This window comes from Streptomyces sp. NPDC096310, from assembly GCF_044763125.1.
In the GTDB taxonomy this organism is placed as follows: Bacteria; Actinomycetota; Actinomycetes; order Streptomycetales; family Streptomycetaceae; genus Streptomyces.
This window is the reverse complement of the sequence record NZ_JBIWFO010000012.1, coordinates 140677-165958: the sequence shown is the minus strand read 5'-3', so window position 1 is coordinate 165958 and position 25282 is coordinate 140677. Positions and strand designations below refer to the sequence as shown.

At 71.1% G+C, this 25282-nt stretch carries 23 protein-coding genes and 1 pseudogene; 17 read left to right on the top strand and 7 right to left on the bottom strand.

Annotated elements, in window-relative coordinates:
- Window positions 1-24 precede the first annotated feature (24 nt).
- A complete protein-coding gene (gene xseA, locus ACIQ7D_RS22880; RefSeq protein WP_403940284.1) occupies window positions 25-1236 on the top strand; it encodes an exodeoxyribonuclease VII large subunit in 1212 nt (403 codons plus the stop codon).
- Between the two features lie 79 nt (window positions 1237-1315).
- Window positions 1316-1564 carry an exodeoxyribonuclease VII small subunit gene (locus ACIQ7D_RS22875; protein ID WP_403940282.1) on the top strand — a complete coding sequence of 83 codons (249 nt, stop codon included), beginning with the start codon at window positions 1316-1318 and terminating at the stop codon, window positions 1562-1564.
- A 138-nt stretch (window positions 1565-1702) separates the two neighbouring features.
- Here ACIQ7D_RS22875 and ACIQ7D_RS22870 read toward each other — a convergent pair whose 3' ends face one another.
- Together ACIQ7D_RS22870 and ACIQ7D_RS22865 are read right to left on the bottom strand one after the other, a co-directional pair.
- Window positions 1703-3106 carry an IS1380 family transposase gene (locus ACIQ7D_RS22870; RefSeq protein WP_403940280.1) on the bottom strand — a complete coding sequence of 468 codons (1404 nt, stop codon included), beginning with the start codon at window positions 3104-3106 and terminating at the stop codon, window positions 1703-1705.
- A 293-nt stretch (window positions 3107-3399) separates the two neighbouring features.
- Window positions 3400-3987, bottom strand: a complete 588-nt coding sequence (locus ACIQ7D_RS22865) for a DUF4245 domain-containing protein (RefSeq protein WP_403940278.1) — start codon at window positions 3985-3987, stop codon at window positions 3400-3402.
- Window positions 3988-4110: 123 nt separating this feature from the next.
- On the opposite strand from ACIQ7D_RS22865, the gene glpX reads away from it, so the two are divergent.
- Entirely contained in the window at window positions 4111-5142 is a 1032-nt protein-coding gene (gene glpX / locus ACIQ7D_RS22860) for a class II fructose-bisphosphatase (RefSeq protein WP_403940276.1), read from the top strand.
- A gap of 141 nt (window positions 5143-5283) precedes the next feature.
- Here the strand turns inward: glpX and ACIQ7D_RS22855 are convergent, their stop codons facing one another.
- Window positions 5284-5655 carry a WhiB family transcriptional regulator gene (locus ACIQ7D_RS22855; RefSeq protein WP_365808065.1) on the bottom strand — a complete coding sequence of 124 codons (372 nt, stop codon included), beginning with the start codon at window positions 5653-5655 and terminating at the stop codon, window positions 5284-5286.
- A gap of 204 nt (window positions 5656-5859) precedes the next feature.
- On the bottom strand, window positions 5860-6576 hold the full coding sequence (locus tag ACIQ7D_RS22850) for a DUF1707 domain-containing protein (protein WP_403940274.1): 717 nt from the start codon (window positions 6574-6576) through the stop codon (window positions 5860-5862).
- Window positions 6577-6761: 185 nt separating this feature from the next.
- Between ACIQ7D_RS22850 and ACIQ7D_RS22845 the strand changes: the two genes are divergently transcribed.
- From ACIQ7D_RS22845 to ACIQ7D_RS22825, 5 genes are all read left to right on the top strand, one after another.
- Complete coding sequence (locus tag ACIQ7D_RS22845; RefSeq protein ID WP_403940272.1) at window positions 6762-8447, top strand: fumarate hydratase; 1686 nt, start codon at window positions 6762-6764, stop codon at window positions 8445-8447.
- 100 nt (window positions 8448-8547) lie between these two features.
- Window positions 8548-9945, top strand: coding sequence for a class II fumarate hydratase (locus tag ACIQ7D_RS22840; protein WP_403940271.1), 1398 nt, complete (start codon window positions 8548-8550; stop codon window positions 9943-9945).
- A gap of 62 nt (window positions 9946-10007) precedes the next feature.
- Complete coding sequence (locus ACIQ7D_RS22835; RefSeq protein WP_403940269.1) at window positions 10008-10673, top strand: DUF402 domain-containing protein; 666 nt, start codon at window positions 10008-10010, stop codon at window positions 10671-10673.
- Between the two features lie 430 nt (window positions 10674-11103).
- Window positions 11104-12978, top strand: coding sequence for a SpoIIE family protein phosphatase (locus tag ACIQ7D_RS22830; protein ID WP_403940267.1), 1875 nt, complete (start codon window positions 11104-11106; stop codon window positions 12976-12978).
- A gap of 230 nt (window positions 12979-13208) precedes the next feature.
- On the top strand, window positions 13209-14672 hold the full coding sequence (locus tag ACIQ7D_RS22825) for a catalase (RefSeq protein ID WP_403940266.1): 1464 nt from the start codon (window positions 13209-13211) through the stop codon (window positions 14670-14672).
- A gap of 81 nt (window positions 14673-14753) precedes the next feature.
- Here the strand turns inward: ACIQ7D_RS22825 and ACIQ7D_RS22820 are convergent, their stop codons facing one another.
- A complete protein-coding gene (locus ACIQ7D_RS22820) occupies window positions 14754-16988 on the bottom strand; it encodes a transglycosylase domain-containing protein (RefSeq protein ID WP_403940264.1) in 2235 nt (744 codons plus the stop codon).
- A gap of 271 nt (window positions 16989-17259) precedes the next feature.
- Here ACIQ7D_RS22820 and ACIQ7D_RS22815 point away from each other — a divergent pair, with 271 nt between their 5' ends.
- The 7 genes and pseudogenes from ACIQ7D_RS22815 to ACIQ7D_RS22785 all read left to right on the top strand — a co-directional run bounded on the left by ACIQ7D_RS22815 (window position 17260) and on the right by ACIQ7D_RS22785 (window position 21255).
- Window positions 17260-18228 (top strand): SPFH domain-containing protein, encoded by a 969-nt coding sequence (locus ACIQ7D_RS22815; RefSeq protein ID WP_403940262.1) that lies wholly within the window; start codon window positions 17260-17262, stop codon window positions 18226-18228.
- Entirely contained in the window at window positions 18174-18515 is a 342-nt protein-coding gene (locus ACIQ7D_RS22810) for a hypothetical protein (protein WP_403940341.1), read from the top strand. The genes ACIQ7D_RS22815 and ACIQ7D_RS22810 overlap by 55 nt, the downstream gene beginning before the upstream one ends.
- 115 nt (window positions 18516-18630) lie before the next feature.
- Entirely contained in the window at window positions 18631-19155 is a 525-nt protein-coding gene (locus tag ACIQ7D_RS22805) for a PadR family transcriptional regulator (protein ID WP_403940260.1), read from the top strand.
- Window positions 19152-19609: pseudogene (locus ACIQ7D_RS22800) on the top strand (ABC transporter ATP-binding protein); the annotation flags it as partial. The gene ACIQ7D_RS22805 and the pseudogene ACIQ7D_RS22800, both read left to right, overlap by 4 nt.
- 22 nt (window positions 19610-19631) lie before the next feature.
- On the top strand, window positions 19632-19970 hold the full coding sequence (locus tag ACIQ7D_RS22795) for a hypothetical protein (RefSeq protein WP_403940343.1): 339 nt from the start codon (window positions 19632-19634) through the stop codon (window positions 19968-19970).
- Complete coding sequence (locus ACIQ7D_RS22790; protein WP_403940339.1) at window positions 19967-21112, top strand: FtsX-like permease family protein; 1146 nt, start codon at window positions 19967-19969, stop codon at window positions 21110-21112. Before ACIQ7D_RS22795 ends, ACIQ7D_RS22790 begins: the two co-directional genes overlap by 4 nt.
- A gap of 5 nt (window positions 21113-21117) precedes the next feature.
- Window positions 21118-21255, top strand: coding sequence for a hypothetical protein (locus tag ACIQ7D_RS22785; RefSeq protein ID WP_403940258.1), 138 nt, complete (start codon window positions 21118-21120; stop codon window positions 21253-21255).
- A gap of 16 nt (window positions 21256-21271) precedes the next feature.
- Here ACIQ7D_RS22785 and ACIQ7D_RS22780 read toward each other — a convergent pair whose 3' ends face one another.
- Window positions 21272-22351, bottom strand: a complete 1080-nt coding sequence (locus ACIQ7D_RS22780; RefSeq protein ID WP_403940256.1) for a LysR substrate-binding domain-containing protein — start codon at window positions 22349-22351, stop codon at window positions 21272-21274.
- Between the two features lie 133 nt (window positions 22352-22484).
- On the opposite strand from ACIQ7D_RS22780, the gene ACIQ7D_RS22775 reads away from it, so the two are divergent.
- Window positions 22485-23039, top strand: coding sequence for a peroxiredoxin (locus tag ACIQ7D_RS22775; RefSeq protein ID WP_329829033.1), 555 nt, complete (start codon window positions 22485-22487; stop codon window positions 23037-23039).
- 6 nt (window positions 23040-23045) lie between these two features.
- Window positions 23046-23591, top strand: a complete 546-nt coding sequence (locus tag ACIQ7D_RS22770) for an alkyl hydroperoxide reductase (protein ID WP_403940254.1) — start codon at window positions 23046-23048, stop codon at window positions 23589-23591.
- 116 nt (window positions 23592-23707) lie between these two features.
- Here the strand turns inward: ACIQ7D_RS22770 and ACIQ7D_RS22765 are convergent, their stop codons facing one another.
- Entirely contained in the window at window positions 23708-25177 is a 1470-nt protein-coding gene (locus ACIQ7D_RS22765) for an AI-2E family transporter (RefSeq protein WP_403940252.1), read from the bottom strand.
- Between the last annotated feature and the right edge of the window lie 105 nt (window positions 25178-25282).

Genomic DNA, 25282 nt, shown 5'->3' with positions numbered 1-25282 from the left:
GAGGCGGCCGATACGCTCCTCGGCATGGCACTCCACACGTCCGCGGACGCTCCGCTGCCCGTCGGTGAGGTCTCGCGGCTCATCGGCGGATGGATCGACCGCCTCGGCGCCATCTGGGTCGAGGGGCAGATCACCCAGCTCTCGCGCCGGCCGGGCGCGGGGGTCGTCTTCCTGACCCTGCGGGACCCTTCGTACGACATCTCGGTGAGCGTCACGTGCTACCGGCAGGTGTTCGACGCGATCGCGGACGTGGTCTCGGAGGGCGCGCGGGTCGTGGTGCGGGCCAAGCCCGAGTGGTACGCGCCGCGTGGGCAGCTCTCGCTGCGGGCGACGGAGATACGGCCGGTGGGGATCGGCGAGTTGCTGGTGCGGCTGGAGCAGTTGAAGCGGTCACTGGGGGCGGAGGGGCTGTTCGCCGCCGACCGTAAGAGGCCGCTGCCGTTTCTGCCGCAGCTCGTCGGGCTGGTCTGCGGGCGGGCGTCGGCGGCCGAGCGCGATGTGCTGGAGAACGCGCGGCGGCGGTGGCCCGCGGTGCGCTTCGAGGTCCGCAACACGGCGGTGCAGGGGGTCAACGCGGTGGCGCAGGTCGTCCAGGCGGTCAAGGAGCTGGACGGGCTGCCGGAGGTGGACGTGATCATCGTGGCGCGCGGCGGCGGCAGCGTGGAGGACCTGCTGCCGTTCTCGGACGAGCAGTTGATCCGTGCGGTGGCGGCGTGCCGTACGCCGGTCGTCTCCGCGATCGGGCACGAGCCGGACGCGCCGCTGCTGGACCTGGTGGCGGACGTACGGGCGTCGACGCCGACCGACGCGGCGAAGAAGACCGTGCCGGACGTGGGCGAGGAGCTGGACCGCGTCCAGGGCCTGCGCGACCGGGCGCTGCGTACGGTACGGGGGCTGCTGGACCGCGAGGAGCGCGGGCTGGCCCACGCGCTCGCCCGGCCCGTGATGGAGCGCCCCCACCGGATGGTGGAGGAGCGCGACGCCGAGGTGGCCGCGCTGGCCGACCGGAGCCGCCGGGTGCTGCGTCATCTGCTGGACCGGGCCGACTCGGAGCTGTCGCACACCCGGGCGCGGGTGGTGGCGCTGTCGCCCGCGGCGACGCTGGAGCGCGGGTACGCGGTGCTCCAGCGTCCGGACGGGACGGTGGTACGGGCGCCGGGGGACGTCACGGCGCCCGAGGAGCTGCGGGCCAGGGTGGCGGAGGGCGAGTTCACGGTGCGGGTGGTCGCGGAGTGAGCGGCGCGACCGCGGGGTGGGCGGCGCGGACGAATCGTTGTCGGATCGCGCGGTCACGCGCGTACATAGGGTGGATGACATGACGAGCACGGACAACACCGCGGAAGCGGCCCCCGCCACGGACACACCGGGCTACGAGCAGGCGCGCGACGAGCTGATCGAGGTCGTACGCCGACTGGAGGCGGGCGGTACGTCGCTGGAGGACTCGCTCGCGCTGTGGGAGCGCGGCGAGGAGCTGGCGGAGGTGTGCCGCCACTGGCTGGAGGGCGCGCGGGCCCGGCTGGACGCGTCCCTGGCCGAGAAGACCCCGGAGGCACGGGACGATTAACCTCGCCGTTTCGGTTGGGGCTGCTGGGCGGCTGAGCGAGGTTGTTTGAGGCCGCGTCGGCTGGGTGGACATGGTGAGGGCCCGACGCGGGGCCGGGTTCTCCAAGGTCCTTGGGTCGAGGTGGGCGGGGACGGCGGGTCAGGTGGCGGGGCGGGGCAGTGCGGCCAGGCGGTGGAATGCGGCCGTGAGCTCATGTCGCCAGGGCCAGGTCGCCGATATCCGAAGGCGGAGGCGGCGGCCGCCCCGGGTGATCCGGGCGGCGACGTGCAGGAGCCGGTAGCGGAGTTTCTTGGGTTCGGCAGCCGAGAGTTCGCCGTCCAGCAGAAGGATGCGGGTCCAGGCCAGGAGGTCGATCGCCGCGAGGCTGAGTTCGAGCCAGGCGGCGTTGACCGGGAAGCGGCGGGAGGGGAAGCGGCCGAAACCGGTGGTCTTGCCGCACCGGATGTGGTCTTCAACTGTGGCGTGTCCGCGGTGGCGGACCTCCAGGAACTGGGCCGAGCCGGAGGTGAACGGGGTGTCGGTGAGGAAGACCTGGTGCCGCATGCCCTCGTCCTGGTCGAAGAGCGAGAGCTGGGCTCCTGGATGGGGACGTTCACGGCGGACGATGATGCGGGTGCCGGCCGGGTAGCCGGCAAGGTCGGTCATGCCGGTCAGCTCGGCGACCTCGGCGGACTCGCGGAGGGTGCCGTCCTGGTCCAGGGCAGGGTGCCAGACCTGGTCGGGCAGGGCGCGGATCGCGCGGCGGACCGGCTCGGTGACCGCGTATCCGACCGAGAAGAAGGTGCGGATTCCGCGTGTTCGCAGGTTTCGGACGTGAGTGAGGAAGACCTTCGCGGAGCCGGCACTGTCGGTGCGGACGAGGATGTCGGTGCCGTGCCGGTGGGCGTCGGGGATCTGCGCGAGAGCGTCGTCCAGAACCGCGATGTGGTCCGCGGCCGTGTTGGCTCCGGCGTTCCCGGGCCGCAGCCGCCCGGACATGCCCTCGCCGGTGTTGGCCAGGAAACACACCAGAGGATGGAAGCCGAAGCCGCCTTTATAGGTGGGTGCGGCCGCCTCCTTCTCGGAGTGGCAGGTGATCAGCGTGGCGTCGATGTCCAGGACCAGGCCGGGCAGTTCCTGGCCGCCGGCTTTCGCCGCCGGTATGCCGCCACGAGTCTCGGATGCCTGCAGCCAGGCCACTTCCCGGGCCTGGGCGCGGGCCGGGCGCAGGCGGTCCAGTATGCGTTCGTCGACGGCGGCCAGCAGCCGCCAGGCAGTCGGTGTCGAGGCGACAGGGCCGAACACCTCGCCCTGGTCGCGCAGGACGGCCAGATCCGTGATGGTCTGACCGCCGTCAGCGAGCATCACAGCGAGGTCGGCCGCGATCCGGCCCGGGTCATGGCCGGTGCCGCGGGGCCGAAGCGGTCTCAACGCGGTGGAGTAAGCGCTGGTCAGTCCGGTGACGTCGGCGAGATCAGCCAGTAGCCGTGCCCCGGCATGCCCGACCACCCCCGCACCATCGGCGGAGACATGAAGCCTGGGACGCGAACCGATACCCTGCACGCAGAAAGTGCCTTCCACCTGGACCGACAGAACCCCTCGACAAGGTTCATCGTCCCAGCTCAGAAGGCACTTTCGCGTTCCCGCTCAAGATCCGGACCAAAGCCCAACTGAAACGGCGAGGTTAAGGAGTCGCGCCCCGCCTCGCCCCGCCCCGCTTCTCCGCTGCGGGCCCCGCCCGGGCCGTAGGGGCGTCTGGACCGTCGGGAACGTCAGTGCCGTCGGGCCGTCAGCGCCGCCCGGGCCGTTGACCGGGCCACGCGCCCGGCCCCCGTGCCGTCCTACCGGCTCTCTTCCTACCGGCTCTCTTCCGTGACCGTTTCCGCGCTCGCGCCCGTGCTCGCGCCGGCGCCCGTGTCGGAGGCCTTGTCGGCCTCCAGGGCCCCGGCCATCTCCGCCAGTCGTCCGTAGGACGCGGTGCCGGTCACCACGGTCGTGGCGTCGCCCTCCGTACGTGTCAGGGCGTCGTACTTCGGTCCCTTCCAGCGCTGCCAGGTCTCGCCCGCCACCTGCTGGGTCTCGCCGGTGTTCTCGGCCTGGTGGCTGACCTCCGCCACGAACTTCTTCGCGGGCGCCGTCGACTGCTCGACCGCCACGTACTCGCCGTCCGGGTCCAGATAGCCGAGGTGCCACGCGTCGGCGTTCTGCCGCTCGTACGTGACCGAGGTCGGCTTCCACGTCTGCGCCAGCCCCACCGGGGCCAGCACCGGGTACGGGGCCGCGCGGCGCGCGGTCACCAGCTCGACCCGGTAGTCGACCGCCTTGACCGGGGCCGGTGTGTCGTCATGCGGAATGAACATGTAGATCGCGGCGACGACGACCCCGATGACCGCCATCGACAGGAACATGTCCCGCACTGTCTGTCTGCCTCGCATACCTGCCACGGACCCATCGTCGCATCACCCGGTCGCGCTCATACGTGGGCCCCTCTGCTCAATATGTCGATGTGCGGATAGAGTCGTATCACCCTCTTTTCCGGTCGTCGCCGTACAGAAAGGTGCGCTCCGTTGACCGAACATCAGCTTCCGACCCCCCTTGAGGTGTCTCCCGAGGCCCCCGACCGCAACCTCGCCCTGGAGTTGGTGCGGGTCACCGAGGCCGCCGCGATGGCGGCCGGCCGGTGGGTCGGGCGCGGCGACAAGAACGGCGCGGACGGCGCCGCGGTGAACGCCATGCGCACCCTCGTCTCCACCGTCTCGATGAACGGTGTCGTCGTCATCGGCGAGGGCGAGAAGGACGAAGCCCCGATGCTGTTCAACGGCGAGGAGATCGGGGACGGCACCGGCGCAGAGGTCGACATCGCCGTCGACCCGATCGACGGCACCACCCTCAACGCCAAGGGCATGCCCAACGCCATCGCCGTGCTCGCCGCGGCCGATCGCGGCACGATGTTCGACCCGTCCGCGGTCTTCTACATGGACAAGCTGGTCACCGGCCCCGAGGCCGCCGACTTCGTGGACATCAACGCACCCGTCGCGGTGAACATCCGCCGGGTCGCGAAGGCGAAGCGCTCCTCACCCCAGGACGTGACGGTCGTCGTCCTCGACCGGCCCCGCCACGAGGGCATCGTCAAGGAGATCCGCGAGACAGGCGCCCGGATCAAGTTCATCTCGGACGGCGACGTGGCCGGCTCGATCATGGCCGCCCGTGAGGGCACCGGCGTCGATCTGCTGATGGGCATCGGCGGCACCCCCGAGGGCATCATCTCCGCGTGCGCCATAAAGTGCCTCGGCGGCGTCATCCAGGGCAAGCTCTGGCCCAAGGACGACCAGGAGCGGCAGCGCGCCATCGACGCGGGTCATGACCTGGACCGGGTGCTCTCCACCAACGATCTGGTCAGCGGCGAGAACGTGTTCTTCGTGGCCACCGGTATCACGGACGGCGAACTGCTGCGGGGCGTGCGCTACCGCTCGGAGACGGCGACCACCCAGTCCCTGGTGATGCGCTCCAAGTCGGGCACGATCCGGCAGATCGACTCGACCCACCGGCTGTCGAAGCTGCGGGCCTACAGCACGATCGACTTCGACCGCGCCAAGTAACCCCGCCGGTAACGCCCGCCGGCCGGGTCCCGTGCGACGGACTCGGCGGAAGGGGTGCCCCTCTGTGCGGCGGGGTGCCCCTTCCGTCCGTTCACGTCCTCGTGTACGCGTCCCCCGTACTCAGGTCCTCCGCCGGAAGCCTCAGCCCGCGGCGGCGATACGGTCGCCGGCCGCCGCCTTTCTCAGCTCCACCTCGCGCCGCCTGCGGCGCGCCAGCACCACCCGGCGCTCGGCCGCCGTCAGCCCGCCCCACACCCCGTAGGGCTCGGGCTGGAGCAGCGCGTGCTCCTGGCATTCGAGCATCACCGGACACCGGGCGCAGACCCGCTTCGCGGCCTCCTCCCGCGCCAGCCTCGCGGCTGTCGGCTCCTTGGAAGGGGCGAAGAACAATCCGGCTTCGTCCCGACGGCATACAGCCTCCGAATGCCAGGGTCCGGCCTGGTCCTCCCGAGCGGGACTCCGCTGGGTGGGAAGGGCGGCCACCTGGAGGGGCTGATGCGGCAGTTGCAGCACGGTCTACTCCTGACGACGGCTTCGCGAGCGAGAGACGATGCAGCTTTCCCTACCCGCTGTGCGCACGCCTATGCACTGAGTGGCACCCAGTTCCGGTGTCCGGAACGCCGTACGGAATTTCGGACACCGCACCCCAACCGACCGCTTTTGGCCGGAAATCGGCGGCCCGGGTACGGAAGTGACGGCGGCCGAGGCGCGGAAACGTCAGTGACCGAGGTGCTTACGGAGAGCGTCGTTGACGAGATTCGCGATCCACTTGCCGCGCTTCGGTTTGGCCTCGACATTGCCGAAGACGGAAGTGCCGTTCACCACGACCGTGGGCGCGTCCCGGTCCGGGGCCTCCAGCGTACGGACCTCGAAATTCCCGAAGACGCCGTTGCCGTTGCCGCGCAGCGTGATGTTCTCCGGAACCGTGATCTCCACATTCCCGAAAATGGACGTCGCGTTGATCACGGTGACCCGCTGGCCGAAGAGTGCCTCTGTCAGGTCGATCTCGACATTGCCGAAGAGCGCGAACGCGTTGACCTTGGCGCCGATACGCCAACGGCCCTTCCGCGTCGAACTGCTGAAAATCGCGATCATGTTCTCGGCGGGGGCCGCCGGATCCTCGGGCCCGTAGCCGTACCCGCCGCCCGTGCCGCGCGCCGGTCCCGCGGCACGGCCTTCGCCGCCGGGGGCGGGCAGGTCCCTTACCAGTGGCTCCAGTTCACCGACCGTCTTCGCCCGGTAGACGGCGTCGATCCGCTCGCCGTGCTCCTCGGCGTCCAGTCGGCCCTCCGCCAGCGCCTCCCTGAGGATGTCAGCCGTCCTGTCCCGGTCGGCGTCGGAGGCGCGGAGACCCGCGGGCCCGGGCTCCGCCGGCGCGACAGGCTTCCGCTCGGCCGGCTTCTGAGGCTGCTGAGGCTGCTTTTCGAGGTCCACGCCCCCAGCCTAGCGAAACGCGATAGATCGCGACTAGAGCCTGTCCGGTGCCGGTCTCGGCGGTACGCCCGGATTTCCCACTGAGCCTTACCTCACAGGAGCGGTGTCGGTGGCGCGCCCTAGGCTGGAGCATGCCGCAGCCAATGGGGGCCGCGCCGCCGTCTGTCGAGTGAGGAATGGCCGTAATGCCGGAATTTGCGTACTCCGATCTGCTTCCGCTGGGAGAGGACACCACGCCCTACCGCCTGGTGACCGCCGAAGGTGTCTCCACCTTCGAGGCCGACGGGCGTACGTTCCTCAAGGTCGCCCCCGAGGCGCTGCGCACGCTCGCCGCCGAGGCGATGCACGACATCTCGCACTACCTGCGCCCGGCCCACCTCGCGCAGCTCCGCCGGATCGTGGACGACCCCGAGGCGTCCTCGAACGACAAGTTCGTGGCGCTCGACCTTCTGAAGAACGCGAATATCGCGGCGGCGGGCGTTCTCCCCATGTGCCAGGACACCGGTACGGCGATCGTGATGGGCAAGCGCGGCCAGCAGGTGCTGACCGAGGGCGGCGACGAGGAAGCCCTTTCGCACGGAATCTTCGACGCGTACACGAAGCTGAATCTGCGCTATTCGCAGATGGCTCCGCTCACCATGTGGGAGGAGAAGAACACCGGCTCGAACCTGCCCGCGCAGATCGAGCTGTACGCGACGGACGGCGGCGCGTACAAGTTCCTTTTCATGGCGAAGGGCGGCGGCTCGGCCAACAAGTCGTTCCTGTACCAGGAGACGAAGGCGGTGCTGAACGAGACCTCCATGATGAAGTTCCTGGAGGAGAAGATCCGTTCGCTGGGCACCGCCGCGTGCCCCCCGTACCATCTCGCGATCGTCGTCGGCGGTACGTCGGCGGAGTTCGCCCTCAAGACCGCCAAGTACGCCTCGGCGCACTACCTGGACGAGCTGCCCGCCGAGGGCTCCCCCACCGGTCACGGCTTCCGTGACAAGGAGCTGGAGCAGAAGGTCTTCGAGCTGACGCAGCGGATCGGGATCGGCGCGCAGTTCGGCGGCAAGTACTTCTGTCACGACGTACGGGTGGTGCGGCTGCCGCGGCACGGCGCCTCGCTGCCGGTCGCGATCGCCGTCTCCTGCTCGGCCGACCGCCAGGCCGTAGCGAAGATCACCGCCGAGGGTGTCTTCCTGGAGGAGCTGGAGAAGGACCCGGTGCGCTTCCTGCCGGAGACCACGGACGAGCACCTGGGCGAGGGCGAAGGGGAGAACGCGGGCGGCGACGTCGTACGGATCGATCTGCGCCGCCCGATGGACGAGATCCTCGCCGAGCTGACGAAGTACCCCGTCAAGACCCGGCTCTCGCTCACCGGTCCGCTGGTGGTGGCCCGTGACATCGCGCACGCCAAGATCAAGGAGCGGCTGGACGCGGGCGAGGAGATGCCGCAGTACCTGAAGGACCACCCGGTCTACTACGCGGGCCCGGCGAAGACCCCCGAGGGGTACGCCTCCGGCTCCTTCGGCCCGACGACGGCCGGCCGGATGGACAGCTACGTGGCGCAGTTCCAGGCGGCGGGCGGCTCGAAGGTGATGCTCGCCAAGGGCAACCGCTCGAAGCAGGTGACCGACGCCTGTGAGGCGCACGGCGGCTTCTACCTCGGTTCGATCGGCGGCCCCGCGGCCCGGCTGGCGCAGGACTGCATCAAGAAGGTCGAGGTCGTCGAGTACGAGGAGCTGGGCATGGAGGCGGTCTGGCGGATCGAGGTCGAGGACTTCCCCGCGTTCGTCGTCGTGGACGACAAGGGCAACGACTTCTTCACGGAGCCCGCCCCGGCGCCCACCTTCACCAGCATCCCGGTCCGCGGCCCCGGCCTCGGCTGATCGGCCGGCCCCTCGGACGGCCCCTTCCGGTGCGGGAGCGGGCCGTCCGGGAACACATCGGATCGACCGGACGCTCACCTTTGACGGAGGTATGACGACGATGACGACCGATGAGAACCAGTACCGGACCGAGCACGACTCCATGGGCGAGGTACGGGTCCCCGCGCACGCCAAGTGGCGGGCGCAGACGCAGCGCGCGGTGGAGAACTTCCCCATCTCGGGCCAGCGGCTGGAGCGTACGCACATCGAGGCCCTGGCCCGGATCAAGGCCGCCGCCGCCAAGGTCAACGCCGGGCTCGGAGTGATCGACCAGGACATCGCGGACGCCATCCAGGAGGCCGCCGCCGAGGTCGCGGAGGGCCGCTGGGACGACCACTTCCCGGTGGACGTCTTCCAGACGGGCTCCGGCACCTCCTCGAACATGAACACGAACGAAGTGCTCGCCACGCTCGCCACCGAGCGTCTGGGCCGGGACGTCCATCCCAACGACCACGTCAACGCCTCGCAGAGCTCCAACGACGTCTTCCCGTCCAGCATCCATGTCGCCGCGACCGCCGCCGTCACCGGCGGGCTGATCCCGGCGCTGGAGCATCTCGCCGCCTCGCTGGAGCGCAAGGCGGAGGAGTTCGCGGACGTCGTGAAGTCGGGCCGTACGCACCTCATGGACGCCACGCCCGTCACCCTCGGCCAGGAGTTCGGCGGGTACGCGGCCCAGATCCGGTACGCGGTGGAGCGGCTGACCGCGTCGCTGCCGCGCCTGGCCGAGCTGCCGCTGGGCGGTACGGCGGTGGGCACCGGCATCAACACCCCGCCCGGCTTCTCCGGCGCCGTCATCGCCGAGGTGGCGCGCGCGACCGGGCTGCCGCTGACGGAGGCCCGCAACCACTTCGAGGCGCAGGGCGCCCGCGACGGGCTCGTGGAGACCTCCGGCCAGCTCCGTACGCTCGCCGTCTCGCTCACCAAGATCTCCAACGATCTGCGCTGGATGGCGTCGGGCCCGCGCACCGGCCTCGCCGAAATCGCGCTGCCCGACCTCCAGCCCGGCTCCTCGATCATGCCCGGCAAGGTCAACCCGGTGATCCCGGAGGCCGTCCTGATGGTCGCCGCGCAGGTCACGGGCGCGGACGCGACGATCGCCGCGGCCGGCGCCGCCGGGAACTTCGAGCTGAACGTGATGCTCCCGGTGATCGCCAAGAACCTCCTGGAGTCCGTACGGCTGCTGACGAACGTCTCGCGGCTGCTGGCGGACCGTACGGTCGACGGGATCACCGCCAACGCCGAACGGGCCCGCGCGTACGCGGAGTCGTCGCCGTCCGTCGTCACGCCGCTGAACAAGTACCTCGGGTACGAGGCCGCCGCGAAGGTCGCGAAGAAGTCGCTGGCGGACCACACCACGATCCGCGAGACCGTGCTGGCGCTCGGATACGTGGAGCGCGGCGAACTCACCCTGGAACAGCTCGACGAGGCTCTGGACGTCCTGCGCATGACACATCCGTGAACGGCGACGGTGGAGCCGGCGACGGCCCGGCACCGGCCGCGTACACCCCGTAAGATCCCTCCATGAAGGAGACGGCGGCGAACGAACACTGGGCGGCGGGCACCCAGATCCTGTGGCGGTACCGGGAGAACGCCGGGGAGGGCGTGCACATCTGCCGCCCCGTCACGGTCGTGCAGGACACGGACGAACTGCTCGCGGTGTGGCTGGCGCCGGACACCCCGTGTGTCCGGCCGGCCCGCGCGGACGGCGCCCCGGTGCACCACGAGCCGCTGGCGACCCGCTACACCGCGCCGCGCACCGTGGTGCGCGACCGGTGGTACGGGATGGGCGTGCTGAAGCTCGCGCGCCCCGGCGACCCCTGGTCGGTCTGGCTGTGGTGGGAGCGCGGCTGGCGCTTCCAGAACTGGTACGTGAACCTGGAGGAGCCCCGCACCCGCTGGGCCGGGGGCATCGACTCCGAGGACCACTTCCTCGACATCGAGGTCTACCCGGACCGGAGCTGGCGGTGGCGCGACGAGGACGAGTTCGCCCAGGCCCAGCGCGACGGCCTGATGTCACCGGACCAGGCACGGCGGGTCGAGGCGGCCGGGCGCGCGGCGATCGAACTGATCGACGCGTGGGGCACCCCGTTCCGTGACGGCTGGGAGCACTGGCGCCCCGAGCCGCACTGGCCGGTGCCCCGTCTCCCGGACGGCTGGGACCGCACCCCGGCCGGGCTGGTCACCTGAGCGCCGGCACGGCCACCCCGCGGGCGTTGCCCGGAGCGGCGCCGGGCACCCTTCGAACATTTCCCTGAGTGTGTCGCGGTGCCGCACGAGGTGACTGGTGACGGACGGGACGCCTGCCGCGGTGACGGATTCGGGCCCGGGTATCCGCCCCGGCGCATACGACCTCATGAGATCCTTGATGTGCCCCCAGGGTGCAAACGTAGGATCGTCCTCCGGAACACCGCATCCGGTCGCATCTGGTCAGCGGAGTGACCCGGCGACCTGCCTGACCACCAGTCACCGCACCACAGACACACCGCCGTTGACCGCTACGACCGCACGCCACAACGACAGTGACTCAACTTGAGGGGAGTGGAGCCGTGCGCCAGGGCCGGCACCCAGTCGAAGAGAGCGCATCGCACCCCCGGCCCGGACGGACGGAATCCCACGCGTGACGGAGCATCCCCCCTCCCACGAAGGCCGGCAGCCCCTGGTTGCCCGGCAGCAGGAACGCACCCGGCCGCGGCAGGAGTCCGCCGCCTCCGTGCCGCAGCCCGCCGGGCCCGCCCCGGACCCCGCCGGTACGGCCCGGCGCGAGGGGGACCGGCTGCGTTTCGTGGGGGCCGCCACCCGGCGGATCGCCCGCGGCATAGACCTGGACGAGATCGTGCTGGGCCTGTGCCGCGCGACCGTACCCACCTTCTCGGACGCCATACTCGTCTATCTGCGTGATCCTCTGCCGGTCGGCGACGAGCGTCCCGTGTCGCCGTTCGTGCTGCGGCTGCGGCGTACGGACCGGCTGCGGCTGACCGACGAGGACGCGGAGAACCCCACGAGCGGCGCGCTGCCCCCGCAGATCACCGAGGGCCTGCGGCTGCCGATCCTCGATCCGCAGTCCGACGCCATGCCGGCCGCCGAACTCTGCGAGGTGTTCTCCGGGGGCGCGCTCTCCGAGGTGCTGCGCGGGGTGCGCCCGGTCTTCGGCGACTCGGCGGCGGCCCGGGCCGCGCTGCCGGAACTGCTCGGCGCGGACCGCATCGTCCCGACCGGGCACCGCGCCATCCTCGCGCCGCTGCGCGGCCGGCGGCGGGTCATCGGCGCGGCCGTCTTCCTGCGCCGCCCCGACCGCGCGGCCTTCGAGCCGAACGATCTGCTGGTCGCGGCGCAGCTCGCCACGCACACCGCGCTGGGCATCGACAAGGCGGTGCTGTACGGGCGCGAGGCGTACATCGCCGACGAGCTCCAGCGCACGATGCTGCCGGAGAACCTGCCCCAGCCCACCGGCGTACGGCTCGCCTCGCGGTATCTGCCCGCCGCGGAGACCGCCCGGGTCGGCGGCGACTGGTACGACGCGATCCCGCTGCCCGGCAGCCGGGTCGCGCTGGTCGTGGGCGATGTCATGGGCCACTCCATGACCTCCGCCGCGATCATGGGCCAGCTCAGGACGACGGCGCAGACCCTGGCCGGTCTCGACCTGCCGCCGCAGGAGGTGCTGCACCACCTCGACGAGCAGGCGCAGCGGCTCGGCACCGACCGGATGGCGACCTGCCTCTACGCGGTGTACGACCCGGTCGCGCACCGGATCACCATCGCCAACGCGGGCCATCCGCCGCCCATACTGCTCCATCTCGGCGGCCGGGCCGAGGTGCTGCGGGTACCGCCCGGGGCGCCGATCGGGGTCGGCGGCGTGGACTTCGAGGCCGTCGAGCTGGACGCGCCGGCCGGGGCGACCCTGCTGCTCTACACGGACGGTCTGGTCGAGTCGCGGCTGCGTGACGTGTGGACGGGGATCGAGCAGCTCAGGGAGCGGCTGGCGGCCACCGCGCAGCTCACCGGGCCCGATCACTCGCCGCCGCTGGAAGCACTCTGCGACGACGTGCTCGACGTGCTGGGCCCGGGCGACCGTGACGACGACATCGCGCTGCTCGCCGCCCGTTTCGACGGGATCGCGCCGAGCGACGTGGCGTACTGGTTCCTGGACCCGGAGGACGCGGCGCCGGGGCGGGCCAGGCGGCTCGCCCGGCGGGCGCTGGCCCGCTGGGACCTGGAGGAGCTGAGCGACGCGGTCGAGCTGCTGATCAGCGAGGTCGTGACGAACGCGGTGCGGTACGCGGAGCGTCCGGTGACGCTGCGACTGCTCCGTACGGACGTACTGCGCTGCGAGGTGGGCGACGATTCGCCGCAGCTGCCGCGGCAGCGGCGCGCGCGGGACACGGACGAGGGCGGCCGGGGGCTGTTCCTGGTCAACCGGCTGGCCCGGCGGTGGGGGGCCACCCGGCTCTCGACCGGCAAGGTGGTCTGGTTCGAGATCCCGACCCGGGTGTGAGGGGTCGCGGTCCCGGAGCGTGAGGGGCGGGCCCGCCCGCTCGTGGCCGGCGTGGCCCCGGCGTGGCCCCCCGCCGGGGCCGGGCGCGCATATGTTGCCGACAAGGTGTCGCCGGGGTTAGCTGGGGCACGCGGCCAGTAGTGACCGCTGCCCCGGCCCGGGACGTATCGGGGGCCTCCCCCGGCCCTTTCCGGGCCCTGGCTCCCCGACCCCCGACGGGAGGACATATCGTGGCCGCCTCATCCCCCAAGACGCCGTACACGACCAACAACGCCGGTATCCCGGTGGAGAGCGACGAGCACTCGCTCACCATCAGCCCCGACGGTCCCATCCTGCTCCAGGATCACTACCTCATCGAGAAGATGGCCCAGTTCAACCGCGAACGGGTCCCCGAGCGTGTGGTGCATGCCAAGGGCGCGGGCGCGTACGGCTTCTTCGAAGTGACGAACGACGTCAGCCAGTTCACCAAGGCCGACCTCTTCCAGCCCGGCCGGCGTACGGACATGCTGGCCCGCTTCTCCACCGTCGCCGGGGAGCTGGGTTCGCCCGACACCTGGCGCGACCCGCGCGGTTTCGCGCTGAAGTTCTACACGGAGCACGGCAATTACGACATGGTCGGCAACAACACGCCGGTCTTCTTCGTCCGTGACCCGATCAAGTTCCAGGACTTCATCCGCTCGCAGAAACGCCATCCGGCGACCGGGCTGCGCAGCAACGACATGCAGTGGGACTTCTGGACCCTCTCGCCCGAGTCCGCGCACCAGGTGACGTGGCTGATGGGCGACCGGGGCATCCCGAAGTCGTTCCGGCATATGAACGGCTACAGCTCGCACACCTATATGTGGGTGAACGGTGCGGGTGAGCGGTTCTGGGTGAAGTACCACTTCAAGACCGACCAGGGCATCGACTATCTCCCCCAGGCCGAGGCCGACGAGATGGCCGGCTCGGACGGCGACCACCACCGCAGGGATCTGTACGAGTCGATCGAGTCCGGGAACGCGCCGACCTGGAGCCTGAAGGTCCAGATCATGCCGTTCGAGGACGCGGCCACCTACCGGTTCAACCCGTTCGACCTGACCAAGGTGTGGCCGCACGGCGACTACCCGCTGATCGACGTCGGCCGGATGACCCTGAACAAGAACCCGGACAACTTCTTCGTCCACATCGAGCAGGCCGCGTTCGAACCGTCGAACCTGGTGCCGGGCATCGGCCCGTCCCCGGACAAGATGCTGCTCGGGCGGCTCTTCTCGTACCCGGACACGCACCGCTACCGGATCGGCCCGAACTACAGCCAGCTCCCGCCCAACCGGGCGCGCTCGCAGGTGCACTCGTACGCCAAGGACGGTCCGATGCGGTACGAGGCGTCCAGCGCGGCGATGCCGTACGCGCCGAACTCGTACGGCGGTCCGGCGGCCGACATGGCGCGGTTCGGGGACCCGGCCGGCTGGGCCTCGGCGGGCGAGATGGTGCGCGAGGCGTACAAGCTGCGCGCGGAGGACGACGACTGGGGACAGCCGGGCACGATGGTGCGCAAGGTGTTCGACGACGCGCAGCGTGAGCGGCTGGTGGGGAACGTCAGCGGCCATCTCGCGCAGGGGGTGTCCCGTCCGGTGGTGGACCGGGCGCTCCAGTACTGGCGGAACATCGACAAGGAGATCGGCGACCGGATCGCCAAGAAGACGAACGGCGGCTGAGCGCACGCGGAAACATGCGGGAAAGCGGGCGAGGGGCGGACACCCGGTGGTGTCCGCCCCTCGCCCGCGCGCTCGTGAGCGCTACTGGCCCCACGGAGGCCGTCCGGTGTTGGTCGGGCCGTCGCCGGGGAAGCCGCCGGTCTCCCCGCCCCCGTCGGTGGGGGTCACGTCGTCGCTGGGCTCCGGGAAGATCGGCGACGTGGTGGGCGGCTCCGGGGTCCCGGGCTCGCTCGTCGTGTCGGACGGCTCGGGCCCCGGCGAGTTGGTCTCGGACTCCGAGGGCGTCGGGGTCGGGGTGGGGGTCGGCGTCGGGGTCGACGGGTCGACGGTCGGGGTCGGCTTGACGGGCTGGGTGACGTCCAGGTCGAACGGTGTGCCGGAGCCGCCGTTCAGCGCGCCGCGCGTGTAGTCGGCCCAGATCCTGGCGGGGAAGCCACCGCCGTTGGCCCGGCCGGAGTTGGCGGTTCCGGTCAGGGTGACCTGGCCGCCGCCCTCCTTGGGGGACTCACCGAACAGCGCGACGACCGTGGTGAGCTGCGGGGTGTATCCGGCGAACCACGCGGACTTGTTGTTCTCGGAGGTGCCGGTCTTGCCCGCCGCGTCGTAGTCCGTGGTGTCGGCCTCGTGCCCCGAGCCGTTGTCGACCACGCCCTGGAGGACATGGGTGACGGTGTCGGCGGTCTCGCGGCCGACGACCTGGGTGCCGACCGGGTCCGCGAGTTCGACCGTACGGTCCTTGTGATCGGCGGACTTGACGATCGACGGCGTGATCTTCTTGCCGTGGTTGTCGAGCGTCGCGTACACCCCGGCCATGTCCCAGGTGGAGGCGTTCATGGTGCCGAGGGTGATCGCGGGGCGCTCCGGGAAGCCCTTGTCGCGCATGCCCATCTCCAGGGCGGTCTTCTTGACGGCGGCGGGCCCGACGTCCACGACCATCTGCGCGAAGACGGAGTTGATGGACTGGTTCATGGCGGTCTGGACGCTGACGTCGCCGTAGTCCTGGTCGTCCTCGTTCTCCGGGGCGAAGGGGGTGTCGCTGCCCTCGACCGGCCGCTTGCTGGTGCCGTCGTAGACGGTGCCGATGTCGATCTTCCGGCCGTCCTGGGTCTCCGAGCCGTTCTCCAGCGCGGAGGTGAGCACGAGGGGCTTGAACGTCGAGGCCGGCTGGTAGTCGGAGCGGGTGGCGTTGGATATCCAGTGCTGGGTCGCGCCCACGCCGCCGTAGAGGGCCACCACGTGCCCGGTCTTCGGGTCGACGGAGGTCGCCCCCGCCTGGACCGTCGCGTCCGTGGAGTTCTTCTTACGGTTGATCTTGGACTCCAGCTCCCGGTCGACCGCCTTGACGAGGGACTGCTGCCGCTTCCTGTCGATGTTGAGGGTGATCGTCCAGCCGCCCTGGGCGATGGCCTCCTTGTCGACGCCCTGGCGCGCCAGTTCGTCCTGCGCCGCCTCGACGAGATAGCCGGTCTGGCCCTCCATGCCGGGGGCCGCCTTGGGCTCCTTGGGTACGGGGAACTTCAGCCCGGAGCGCTCGGAGGCGTCCAGCCAGCGCTGTTCGACCATGTTGTCGAGTACGTAGTTCCACCGCTCGGTGACGAGCCGCTTGCCGCGGGCGGTGGCCTCGGACCAGTTGTACTGGTTGGGCGCCTGGAGCAGCGAGGCGAGGTACGCACCCTGCGCCACGTTCAGTTTGGGCGCGTCGACGCCGTAGTACGCCTGGGCCGCGGCCTGGATGCCGTAGGCGCCGCGGCCGTAGTAGCTCGTGTTGATGTAGCCGGCGAGGATCTCGTCCTTCTCCTTCTGCCGGTCCACCTTCAGGGAGATCACCAGCTCCTTGAGCTTGCGGGTGACCGTCTGGTCCTGGTTCAGGTAGTAGTTCTTGACGTACTGCTGGGTGATGGTCGAGCCGCCCTGCCTGCCCTTGCCGGACAGCGTGTTGAGGACGCCGCGGGCCGTGCCCTTCAGGTCGATGCCGTTGTCCTTGTAGAAGGACTTGTTCTCGGCGGCGACGAAGGTGCGCTGGACCTGCTTGGGGATCTTGTCCAGTCCGACGATCTCGCGGTTGACCTGGCCGGTACGGGCGAGGATCGTGCCGTCGCTGTACTTGTAGACGTTGCTCTGCATCTCGGCCTGGGCGTTGGCGCTCGGCACCGGGACGACCAGGTAGAGCACGAACAGCCCGCCCATGCCGAGCAGGCAGAGGACGAAGAAGGTGCCGAGGAGTTTCCGCAGCGTGAAGAGGCGGCGTATGCCGCCTTTCCGGCCCGTCCGGCGCGCGTCCCGCTGCCGGGCCAGTCTCTCGTCCGCTCGGCCCATCGCCGTGTCGCTCCGCTCTCGTGTCAGGTCACCTGTCGGGTCGTCCGTCCGGACTCGTTCACGGCGCTCCCCCACCGGAATCAGCTCAGAAAGCTAACACCGGTGCCTGTGACAAAGGCCAACCGATCCGGTCTTTTAGGACGTGACAATCAGCACCCATCCCACTGGAACCGACTCCTGTGAGCGCCAAAGGGTTGCCGGATGAGTTAATGTGTAATCACATTGATAGCCACCGCCGCCCGGCGGGGCGGATCGGAAACGGGGAACGAACATGGCCTCCACCAGCACAAACACCGGCACACCCGGCGCACGGGACACCGCGGGAACCGTCGACGGCGCTCCGGAGATTCCCGAGCCACAGGTGAGGGAATTCCCGGCGCACAGCATCGGTGGCGGGCTCGCGCTCCTCCTCGGACTGCTCGGCGTCGTCGTCGGCGTGGTCCTGGTCGTCGCGGGCGCGGCGGCCGGCTCGGGCGGCGCCAAGGCGATACTGATCATCGTCGGTGTCCTGGTCGCGATCGGCGCGCTCTTCGCGATGGGCGGGCTGAACATGGTCGCGCCGGGCGAGGCCCGGGTCGTCCAGCTCTTCGGCCGCTACCGCGGCACGATCCGTACCGACGGACTGCGCTGGGTCAACCCGCTGACCTCACGCACCGAGATCTCGACGCGGGTACGGAACCACGAGACGGCCGTCCTCAAGGTCAACGACGCCTACGGCAACCCGATCGAGCTGGCGGCGGTCGTGGTCTGGAAGGTCGAGGACACCGCGCGGGCCACGTTCGAGGTGGACAACTTCCTGGAGTTCGTCTCCACGCAGACCGAGGCGGCCGTACGGCACATCGCCATCGAGTACCCGTACGACGCCCACGAGGAGGCCGGGCTCTCGCTGCGCGGCAACGCCGAGGAGATCACCGAGAAGCTCGCCGTCGAACTGCACGCCCGGGTGGAGGCGGCCGGGGTCCAGATCATCGAGTCCCGCTTCACGCATCTCGCGTACGCGCCCGAGATCGCCTCGGCGATGCTCCAGCGCCAGCAGGCGGGCGCCGTCGTCGCGGCCCGCCGGCTGATCGTGGACGGCGCGGTCGGGATGGTCGAGGCGGCCCTGACCCGGCTCACCGAACAGGACATCGTCGAGCTGGACTCGGAGCGCAAGGCGGCGATGGTGAGCAATCTCCTCGTCGTCCTCTGCGGGGACCGCGCCGCGCAGCCGGTCGTGAACACGGGCACGCTCTACCAGTGACCGGGGGCGAGCAGGGGCCCGAGCCGGCACCCGGGCCCGGCCACGCGCAGGGCCGCGGGGGCGGCGGCAGGGCGGAGCGCAAGCAGGTGCTGCTGCGACTGGACCCGACGGTGTACGACGCGCTGGCGCGCTGGGCCTCCGACGAGCTGCGCAGCGCCAACGCGCAGATCGAGTTCCTGCTCCGCCGCGCCCTGGGCGAGGCGGGCCGGCTCCCGGGCAACGCGGCCCCGATCCCGCGCCGGGGCCGGCCGCCCAAGGCACGGCAGGAGCCGCGCGAGACCGAGTAGGCGGTACGGGGCACCCGGGGAGCCCCGTACTTACCCTCCTGGTGCCACAGCAACCCCGTAGCGGGAACCCCCGGACCCCGGAACCCCGCTATACACGCGCTGTAGAGTGCGGTTCATGTCAATCGGCCACACCCTCCTCGGGCTCCTGGAGTCGGGGCCGCGCCACGGCTACGACCTCAAGCGGACCTTCGACGACCAGTTCGGCCAGGACCGCCCCCTCCACTACGGGCAGGTCTACTCGACCATGTCCCGGCTGCTGAAGAACGGGCTCGTCGCCGTCGACGGGGTCGAGAGCGGTGGCGGCCCCGAGCGCAAGCGGTACGCCATCACCGACGCCGGCGTCACCGATGTCGAGCAGTGGCTCGGCCGGCCGGAGAGCCCGCGGCCGTACCTCCAGTCGACCCTCTACACGAAGGTCGTCATCGCGCTGCTCACCGGCCGCAGCGCCCAGAGCCTGCTCGACACCCAGCGCGCCGAACATCTGCGGATGATGCGCGACCTGACCACCCGCAAGCGCGACGGCGACTTCGCCGACCAGCTCATCTGCGACCACGCGCTCTTCCACCTCGAAGCCGACCTGCGCTGGCTCGAACTGGTCGCGGCACGGCTGGACCGGCTCGCCGCGGAGGTCAGGCCGTGACACCCGCCGCCGCGGACCCGCTGCTCGTCGCCCGCGCGCTGCGCAAGGCGTACGGCGCGACCGCCGCCCTGGACGGGGCGGCGTTCTCGCTCCGCCCCGGCGAGGTCGTCGCCGTCAGGGGCCCGTCGGGCTCCGGCAAGTCGACCCTGCTGCACTGTCTCGCGGGGATCGTCCGCCCCGACTCGGCACCCTCACCTACCGGGGCCGCGACCTGACCGCCATGGCCGACGCCGAGCGCTCCGCCCTGCGCCGTACCGAGTTCGGCTTCGTGTTCCAGTTCGGGCAGCTCGTACCCGAGCTGACCTGAGCGGAGAACGTGGCGCTGCCGCTGCGTCTCGCCGGCGCCCGGCGCAAGGACGCCGAGCGCGCCGCGCTGGAGTGGCTGGAGTGGCTGGAGGTCGCCGACGTGGCGGCCAAGCGGCCCACCGAGGCGTCCGGCGGCCAGGGTCAGCGCTACGACGCTGGTCCACCTCGACGTGACCAACGAGTACCGGGTCGACACCGTACGCGGCGAACTGCTCCGCCCCGACGGCGCCCACCCGCCGCTACCGCCCGGCGTCGCCGAACTGCCGGGCCCCGGCGCCATGGTGGCCTCCCCCGCCCTGCGGGACCTGCTCTCCTCGCCCGACGGCGCCCAGTTGAAGCGGCGCCTCGGCCACCGCGTCGTCGGCACGATCGGCGACCGCGGACTGACCGACCCCTCCGAACTCGCCTTCTACGCGGGCAGCGACACCCTCACCCGGCCAAGGGCGGCGAGCGGACGGCCGGTTACGGCTTCGCCACCCCGCTGGGCGGACCTGACCGTGTGCTGGTGACGCTGATCGGCCTGATCTGTGTCGTCCTGCTGGTGCCGGCGACCGTCTTCATGGCCACCGCCGTCCGCTTCGGCGGCGAGCGCAGGGATCGCAGGCTCGCCGCGCTGCGGCTGGTGGGCGCCGGCATCAGGACGACCCGGCGCATCGCCGCCGGGGAGGCCCTGTTCGGCGCGGTCCTCGGGCTGCTGACCGGCGGCGTGCTCTTCCTGCTGCTGCGGCGGCTCGCGGGCGGCATCCAGGTGTGGAACCTCAGCGCGTTCCCCGCCGACATCGTGCCCGTCCCCGCGGTCGCCGCGCTGATCGTGGTGGCCGTACCGGCCCTGGCGGTCGCCGTGACGCTCGTCGCGCTGCGCGGCGTCACCGTCGAGCCGCTGGGGGTCGTCCGGGGCACCGGGCCTCGCCGGCGGCGGCTGTGGTGGCGGCTGCTCTTGCCGGCCGTGGGACTCGCCGTGCTGATCAGGACACGGACGGCCGCCGACGTGGCGCGGCTCCCGGGGGACGATGTCGTGGACACCGACCCGTATCCGATCGCGGCCGGCGCGGCCCTGCTGCTCGTCGGGCTGACCGCGCTGCTGCCCTGGCTGGTCGACGCGTCGGTGGCCCGGCTGCCCGGCGGCGGCCCGGTGTCCTGGCAGCTCGCCGTGCGCCGGCTCCAGCTCGACGGCGGCGGCGCGGCGGCACGCGCGGTGAGCGGGATCACCGTGGCGGTCGCGGGGACGGGCATCCTCGCCACCCCCGCGGCGGTCGACGCGCGTCTACTGGCCGGCGGGCGGACCCGGGCCATGCTGCGGATGGCCGACCGGAGCCCCGCCGCCGAGGAGCGGGTACGGGACGCCGCCGCCCGGGTGGATCTGTCCCTGCGGGTGTCGAGCGCTCAAGTGGTCGAACGGGACAAGGCGTTCCACAGCGCGCGGACGGCCCTGCTGGCCGCCGGTACGGTCACGATGGCGGTGGTCGCCCTGTCCCTGCTGGTCGCGCAGATCGAGCAACTGCGCGAGCGGGCACGTCTGCTGTCGATCCTGGCCGCCTTCGGCACCCGCCGCTCCACCCTCGTCCGGTCGGTGCTCTGGCAGACCGCCGTCCCGGTGGTGATCGGCACGGCCCTGGCGACGGCGGGCGGGCCCTGGGCGTCGTCATGCTGAGGCTGATGGGCAAGCCGTACACCGGCTGGTGGGCCTGTCTGCCGCTGGCCGGCGCAGGCGCGGGGGCCGTCCTGCTGGTGACGGTGGCCACGCTGCCCGCCCTGTGGCGGCTGAACCGGCCCGAGGGCCTGCACGCCGAGTGACGGGCCTCCCGGCGCCTCAGAGCCTGTCGGGTGCCCGCCGCTGCCCCGGTACGGGGTCCTGAGGGGCGTCCCGTACGGGGTGCGGCGCGGCGGCCCGCGCGTCGTCCCGTACGGGGTCCCACGCGTCGTCCCGTACGGGCCGGGGCGTGGCCACCCGTACGGGAAGGTCCCGCAGCGCGGCCCGGAGCGCTTCCGCGAACGTCGCGAACTCCTCACCGCGGGCCGCGCCCGTACGCATGGCCAGGGCGATCCGGCGCGAGGGGGCCGGCGCCTCGAAGCAGGCCGTGGCCAGCCGTCCGCCGCGGCCGGTCTCGACCTGGACGGCCGTACGGGGCAGCAGCGTCACGCCGAGGCCGCCCGCGACGAGTTGGACCAGGGTGGAGAGGCCCGCCGCGGTGGTCGTCGCGGGGATGCCGTCCGTGCGGCCCGCCTCGCGGCAGATGTCCAGGGCCTGGTCGCGCAGGCAGTGGCCCTCGTCGAGCAGCAGCAGCGGAAGCTCGCGCAGCGCCTGGCGGGGCAGGTCGTGGCGGCCGGCCAGGGGGTGCCCGTCCGGGGTCACCAGGACGAAGTCCTCGTCGAAGAGCGGCAGTTCGGTGACGGTGGGCTGGCCGAGCGGTACGGCGAGCAGCAGCAGGTCCAGCCGGCCCGTGGTCAGTCCGTCGAGCAGGGACGCGGTCTGCTCCTCGTGCACCTGGAGATCCAGCTCCGGGTAGCTCCCCCGCACCAGCCGCAGCACGGTCGGCAGCAGATACGGCGCCACGGTGGGGATGACCCCGAGCCGCAGTATCCCGGTGAAGGGGGCCCGTACGGCCTCGGCCTCGTCCAGCAGCGCGCCCACTTCGCGCAGGACGGCGGTGGCGCGCTCCGCGAGCCGTTCGCCCGCCGGGGAGAGCAGGACCTTACGGGTCGTACGCTCCACGAGCTGGACGCCGAGGACGTCCTCCAGCGCGGAGAGCGCGCCGGAGAGCGCGGGCTGGCTCATCCCGATGGCCGCGGCGGCGTCCCGGAAGTGGAGATGTTCCGCGACGGCCGCGAAGGCGCGCAACTGGGACAGGCTGGGCTGTTTCCCCCGCTGGGGAGTTGGTACGACGGCCACTGATAGGTACCTCCGATCACGGAGACCGAGTCTAGCTATTTCTGTGATCAATACCGAATGTGCCACCATCAGTGATACGCCCAACCCCCTGGAAAGCCTTAAAAGGTACTTTCCTCCCCTGCAAGGAGAGCACGTGCTCACTGTTGGTGACAAGTTCCCCTCGTTCGAACTGACCGCCTGCGTCTCGCTGGAGAGCGGCAAGGAGTTCGCGACGATCGACAACAAGACGTACGAAGGCAAGTGGCGCGTCGTCTTCGCGTGGCCCAAGGACTTCACCTTCGTGTGCCCGACGGAGATCGCGGCCTTCGGCCGGCTGAACGACGAGTTCGCCGACCGTGACGCCCAGATCCTCGGCTTCTCCGGCGACTCCGAGTTCGTGCACCACGCCTGGCGCAAGGACCACCCGGACCTGACCGACCTGCCCTTCCCGATGCTCGCGGACTCCAAGCACGAGCTGATGCGCGACCTGGGCATCGAGGGCGAGGACGGCTTCGCGCAGCGCGCCGTCTTCATCGTGGACCCGAACAACGAGATCCAGTTCACGATGGTGACCGCCGGTTCCGTGGGCCGTAACCCCAAGGAGGTCCTGCGGGTCCTGGACGCGCTCCAGACCGACGAGCTGTGCCCGTGCAACTGGACCAAGGGCGAGACGACGCTCGACCCCGTCAAGCTCCTGTCGGGCGAGTGATCCGCGATGTCACTCGATGAGCTGAAGTCGGCGCTGCCGGAGTACGCCAAGGACCTGCGGCTGAACCTCGGTTCGGTCATCGGCAACAGCGAGCTGCCGCAGCAGCGGCTCTGGGGCACGGTGCTGGCCTGCGCGATCGCCTCGCGCTCCCCGCGCGTGCTGCGCGAACTGGAGCCGGAGGCCAGGGAGAACCTGAGCACGGAGGCGTACACCGCCGCCAAGTCGGCCGCCGCGATCATGGCGATGAACAACGTCTTCTACCGGACCCGGCACCTGCTGTCGGACCCGGAGTACGGGACGCTCCGCGCCGGTCTGCGCATGAACGTCATCGGCAAGCCGGGGGTGGAGAAGGACGACTTCGAGCTGTGGTCGCTCGCCGTCTCCGCCATCAACGGCTGCGGCCAGTGCCTCGACTCGCACGAACAGGTGCTGCGCACGGCGGGCATGGACCGCGAGACGGTCCAGGAAGCCTTCAAGATCGCCGCGGTGATCCAGGCGGTCGGTACGACGCTGGACGCCGAGGCGGTCCTCGCGGAGGCCGTCTCCGCGTAACCGCGTACGGCCGTCACACGCTTCGCCCCGCCGGACCCTCACGGGCCGGGCGGGGCGAAGCCGTTTCCCCGGCCAGGCCGGGCCCCGTCCGTCACTCCTTGAGCGTGGCCATCAGGTCATCCGGGACCGTCCCCCGCCTCCGCCACGGCGGGCGAGGCCGAGGGCCGCGGGGCGGCCGGGGCGGGGGCCGGTGCGTCGGAGGGCTCCGGCGCCGCAGCCGGCGCCGCATCCTGAGCCGGGGCGGCGGGGGCGGGCGCCGGGGTCGGCGCGAGGGTGTGGGCCGTCGCGCCGTGCGGCGGAGGTGTGTTCCTCAGCTCCTTCTCCTGGCTGTACGCACGGAGGTAGCCGACGACCGTGTTGGTGACGGCCACCAGCGGCACCGCCACGACCGCCCCGCCGATGCCCGCCACCAGACCGCCGACGGCGACCGCGAGGACGACGGCCAGGGCGTGCACCCGGACGGCCCGGCCCAGGATGAAGGGCTGGAGCACATGGCCCTCGATCTGCTGCACACCGAGGACGACGAGCAGCACCATCAGCGCGGTGAACACGTCCTGCGTGACCAGCGCCACGACCACGGCGAGCGCGCCCGAGATGACCGCGCCGACCAGCGGGATGAACGCGCCCAGGAAGATGATGACCGCGAGCGGCACGGCGAGCGGGACATCGAGGAAGTAGAGCCCCAGGCCGATGAAGAGCGCGTCGATCAGCGCCACCAGGACCGTGCCGCGCACATACGCGGTGAGCGTGTGCCAGGCGCGCGGTCCGGCGCCGGCGACGCCCTCGCGGGCCTGGGCGGGGACGAGCTTGAGCGACCAGTTCCAGATCGTGCGGCCGTCGTACAGCAGGAAGAGCGTCGAGAAGATGGCGAGGAACACGCCGGTCAGCAGCTCGACGATGACGGTCACGCCCTGGAGCCCGGCGGAGGTGATCGCCTCCGTGTTGGCGCCGACGGCGTCGCTGAGCGTCTTCGCGATGCCGTTGATCTGATCCTCGGTCACATGGAACGGGCTGTCGAGGAGCCAGCGTTTCAGTTCGTCGATGCCGTCCGTGACCCGGTTGGAGAGATCGTCGATGTTCTCCATGACCTGCCACACCACGAACCAGCCGACCAGCCCCATCAGCACGAATCCGGAGATCGCGGTGAGGGCGGTGGCCAGTCCCCGGGGCACACCGCGTCCCCTGAGCCAGGCGACGGTCGGCTGGAGCAGCGCGGTGATCAGCAGGCCGACGACAAAGGCCATCACGACCAGTTGCAGGGCGCTGATGACGCGCATCAGCACCCAGAGCAGCCCGCCGAGGACCAGCAGCCGCCAGGCCGCCTCGCCCGCGACACGCATGCCCCAGGGGATGGCGGTGGCGGGGTCGGGCTCGGGGGCGGCCACGGTGGCGGCGGGAGCGGCCCTGGCAGGAGCGGGAGCGGGAGCGTCGGCAGGTTCGGGCGCGGGCGGCGGGACGCTGTCCCGTACCTCCCCGGCCACAACCCCCTCGTCGGCGTCGGCCTCGGCCTGGCGCTGGTCGAGGCGCTCCCCCAAACGGGTGAGCTCCGCACCCACCTGACCGAGCCACGCTGGCAGTCTTGACATGAAGCTTCCACTTCCCCCCGTCTTGCTCTCCACGCCCACTCCCGGAGCCTGCTCGATAAGAACCGTACAGGGGAGAAGCCCCCCACCGTAGGACGGCGGGGGGCT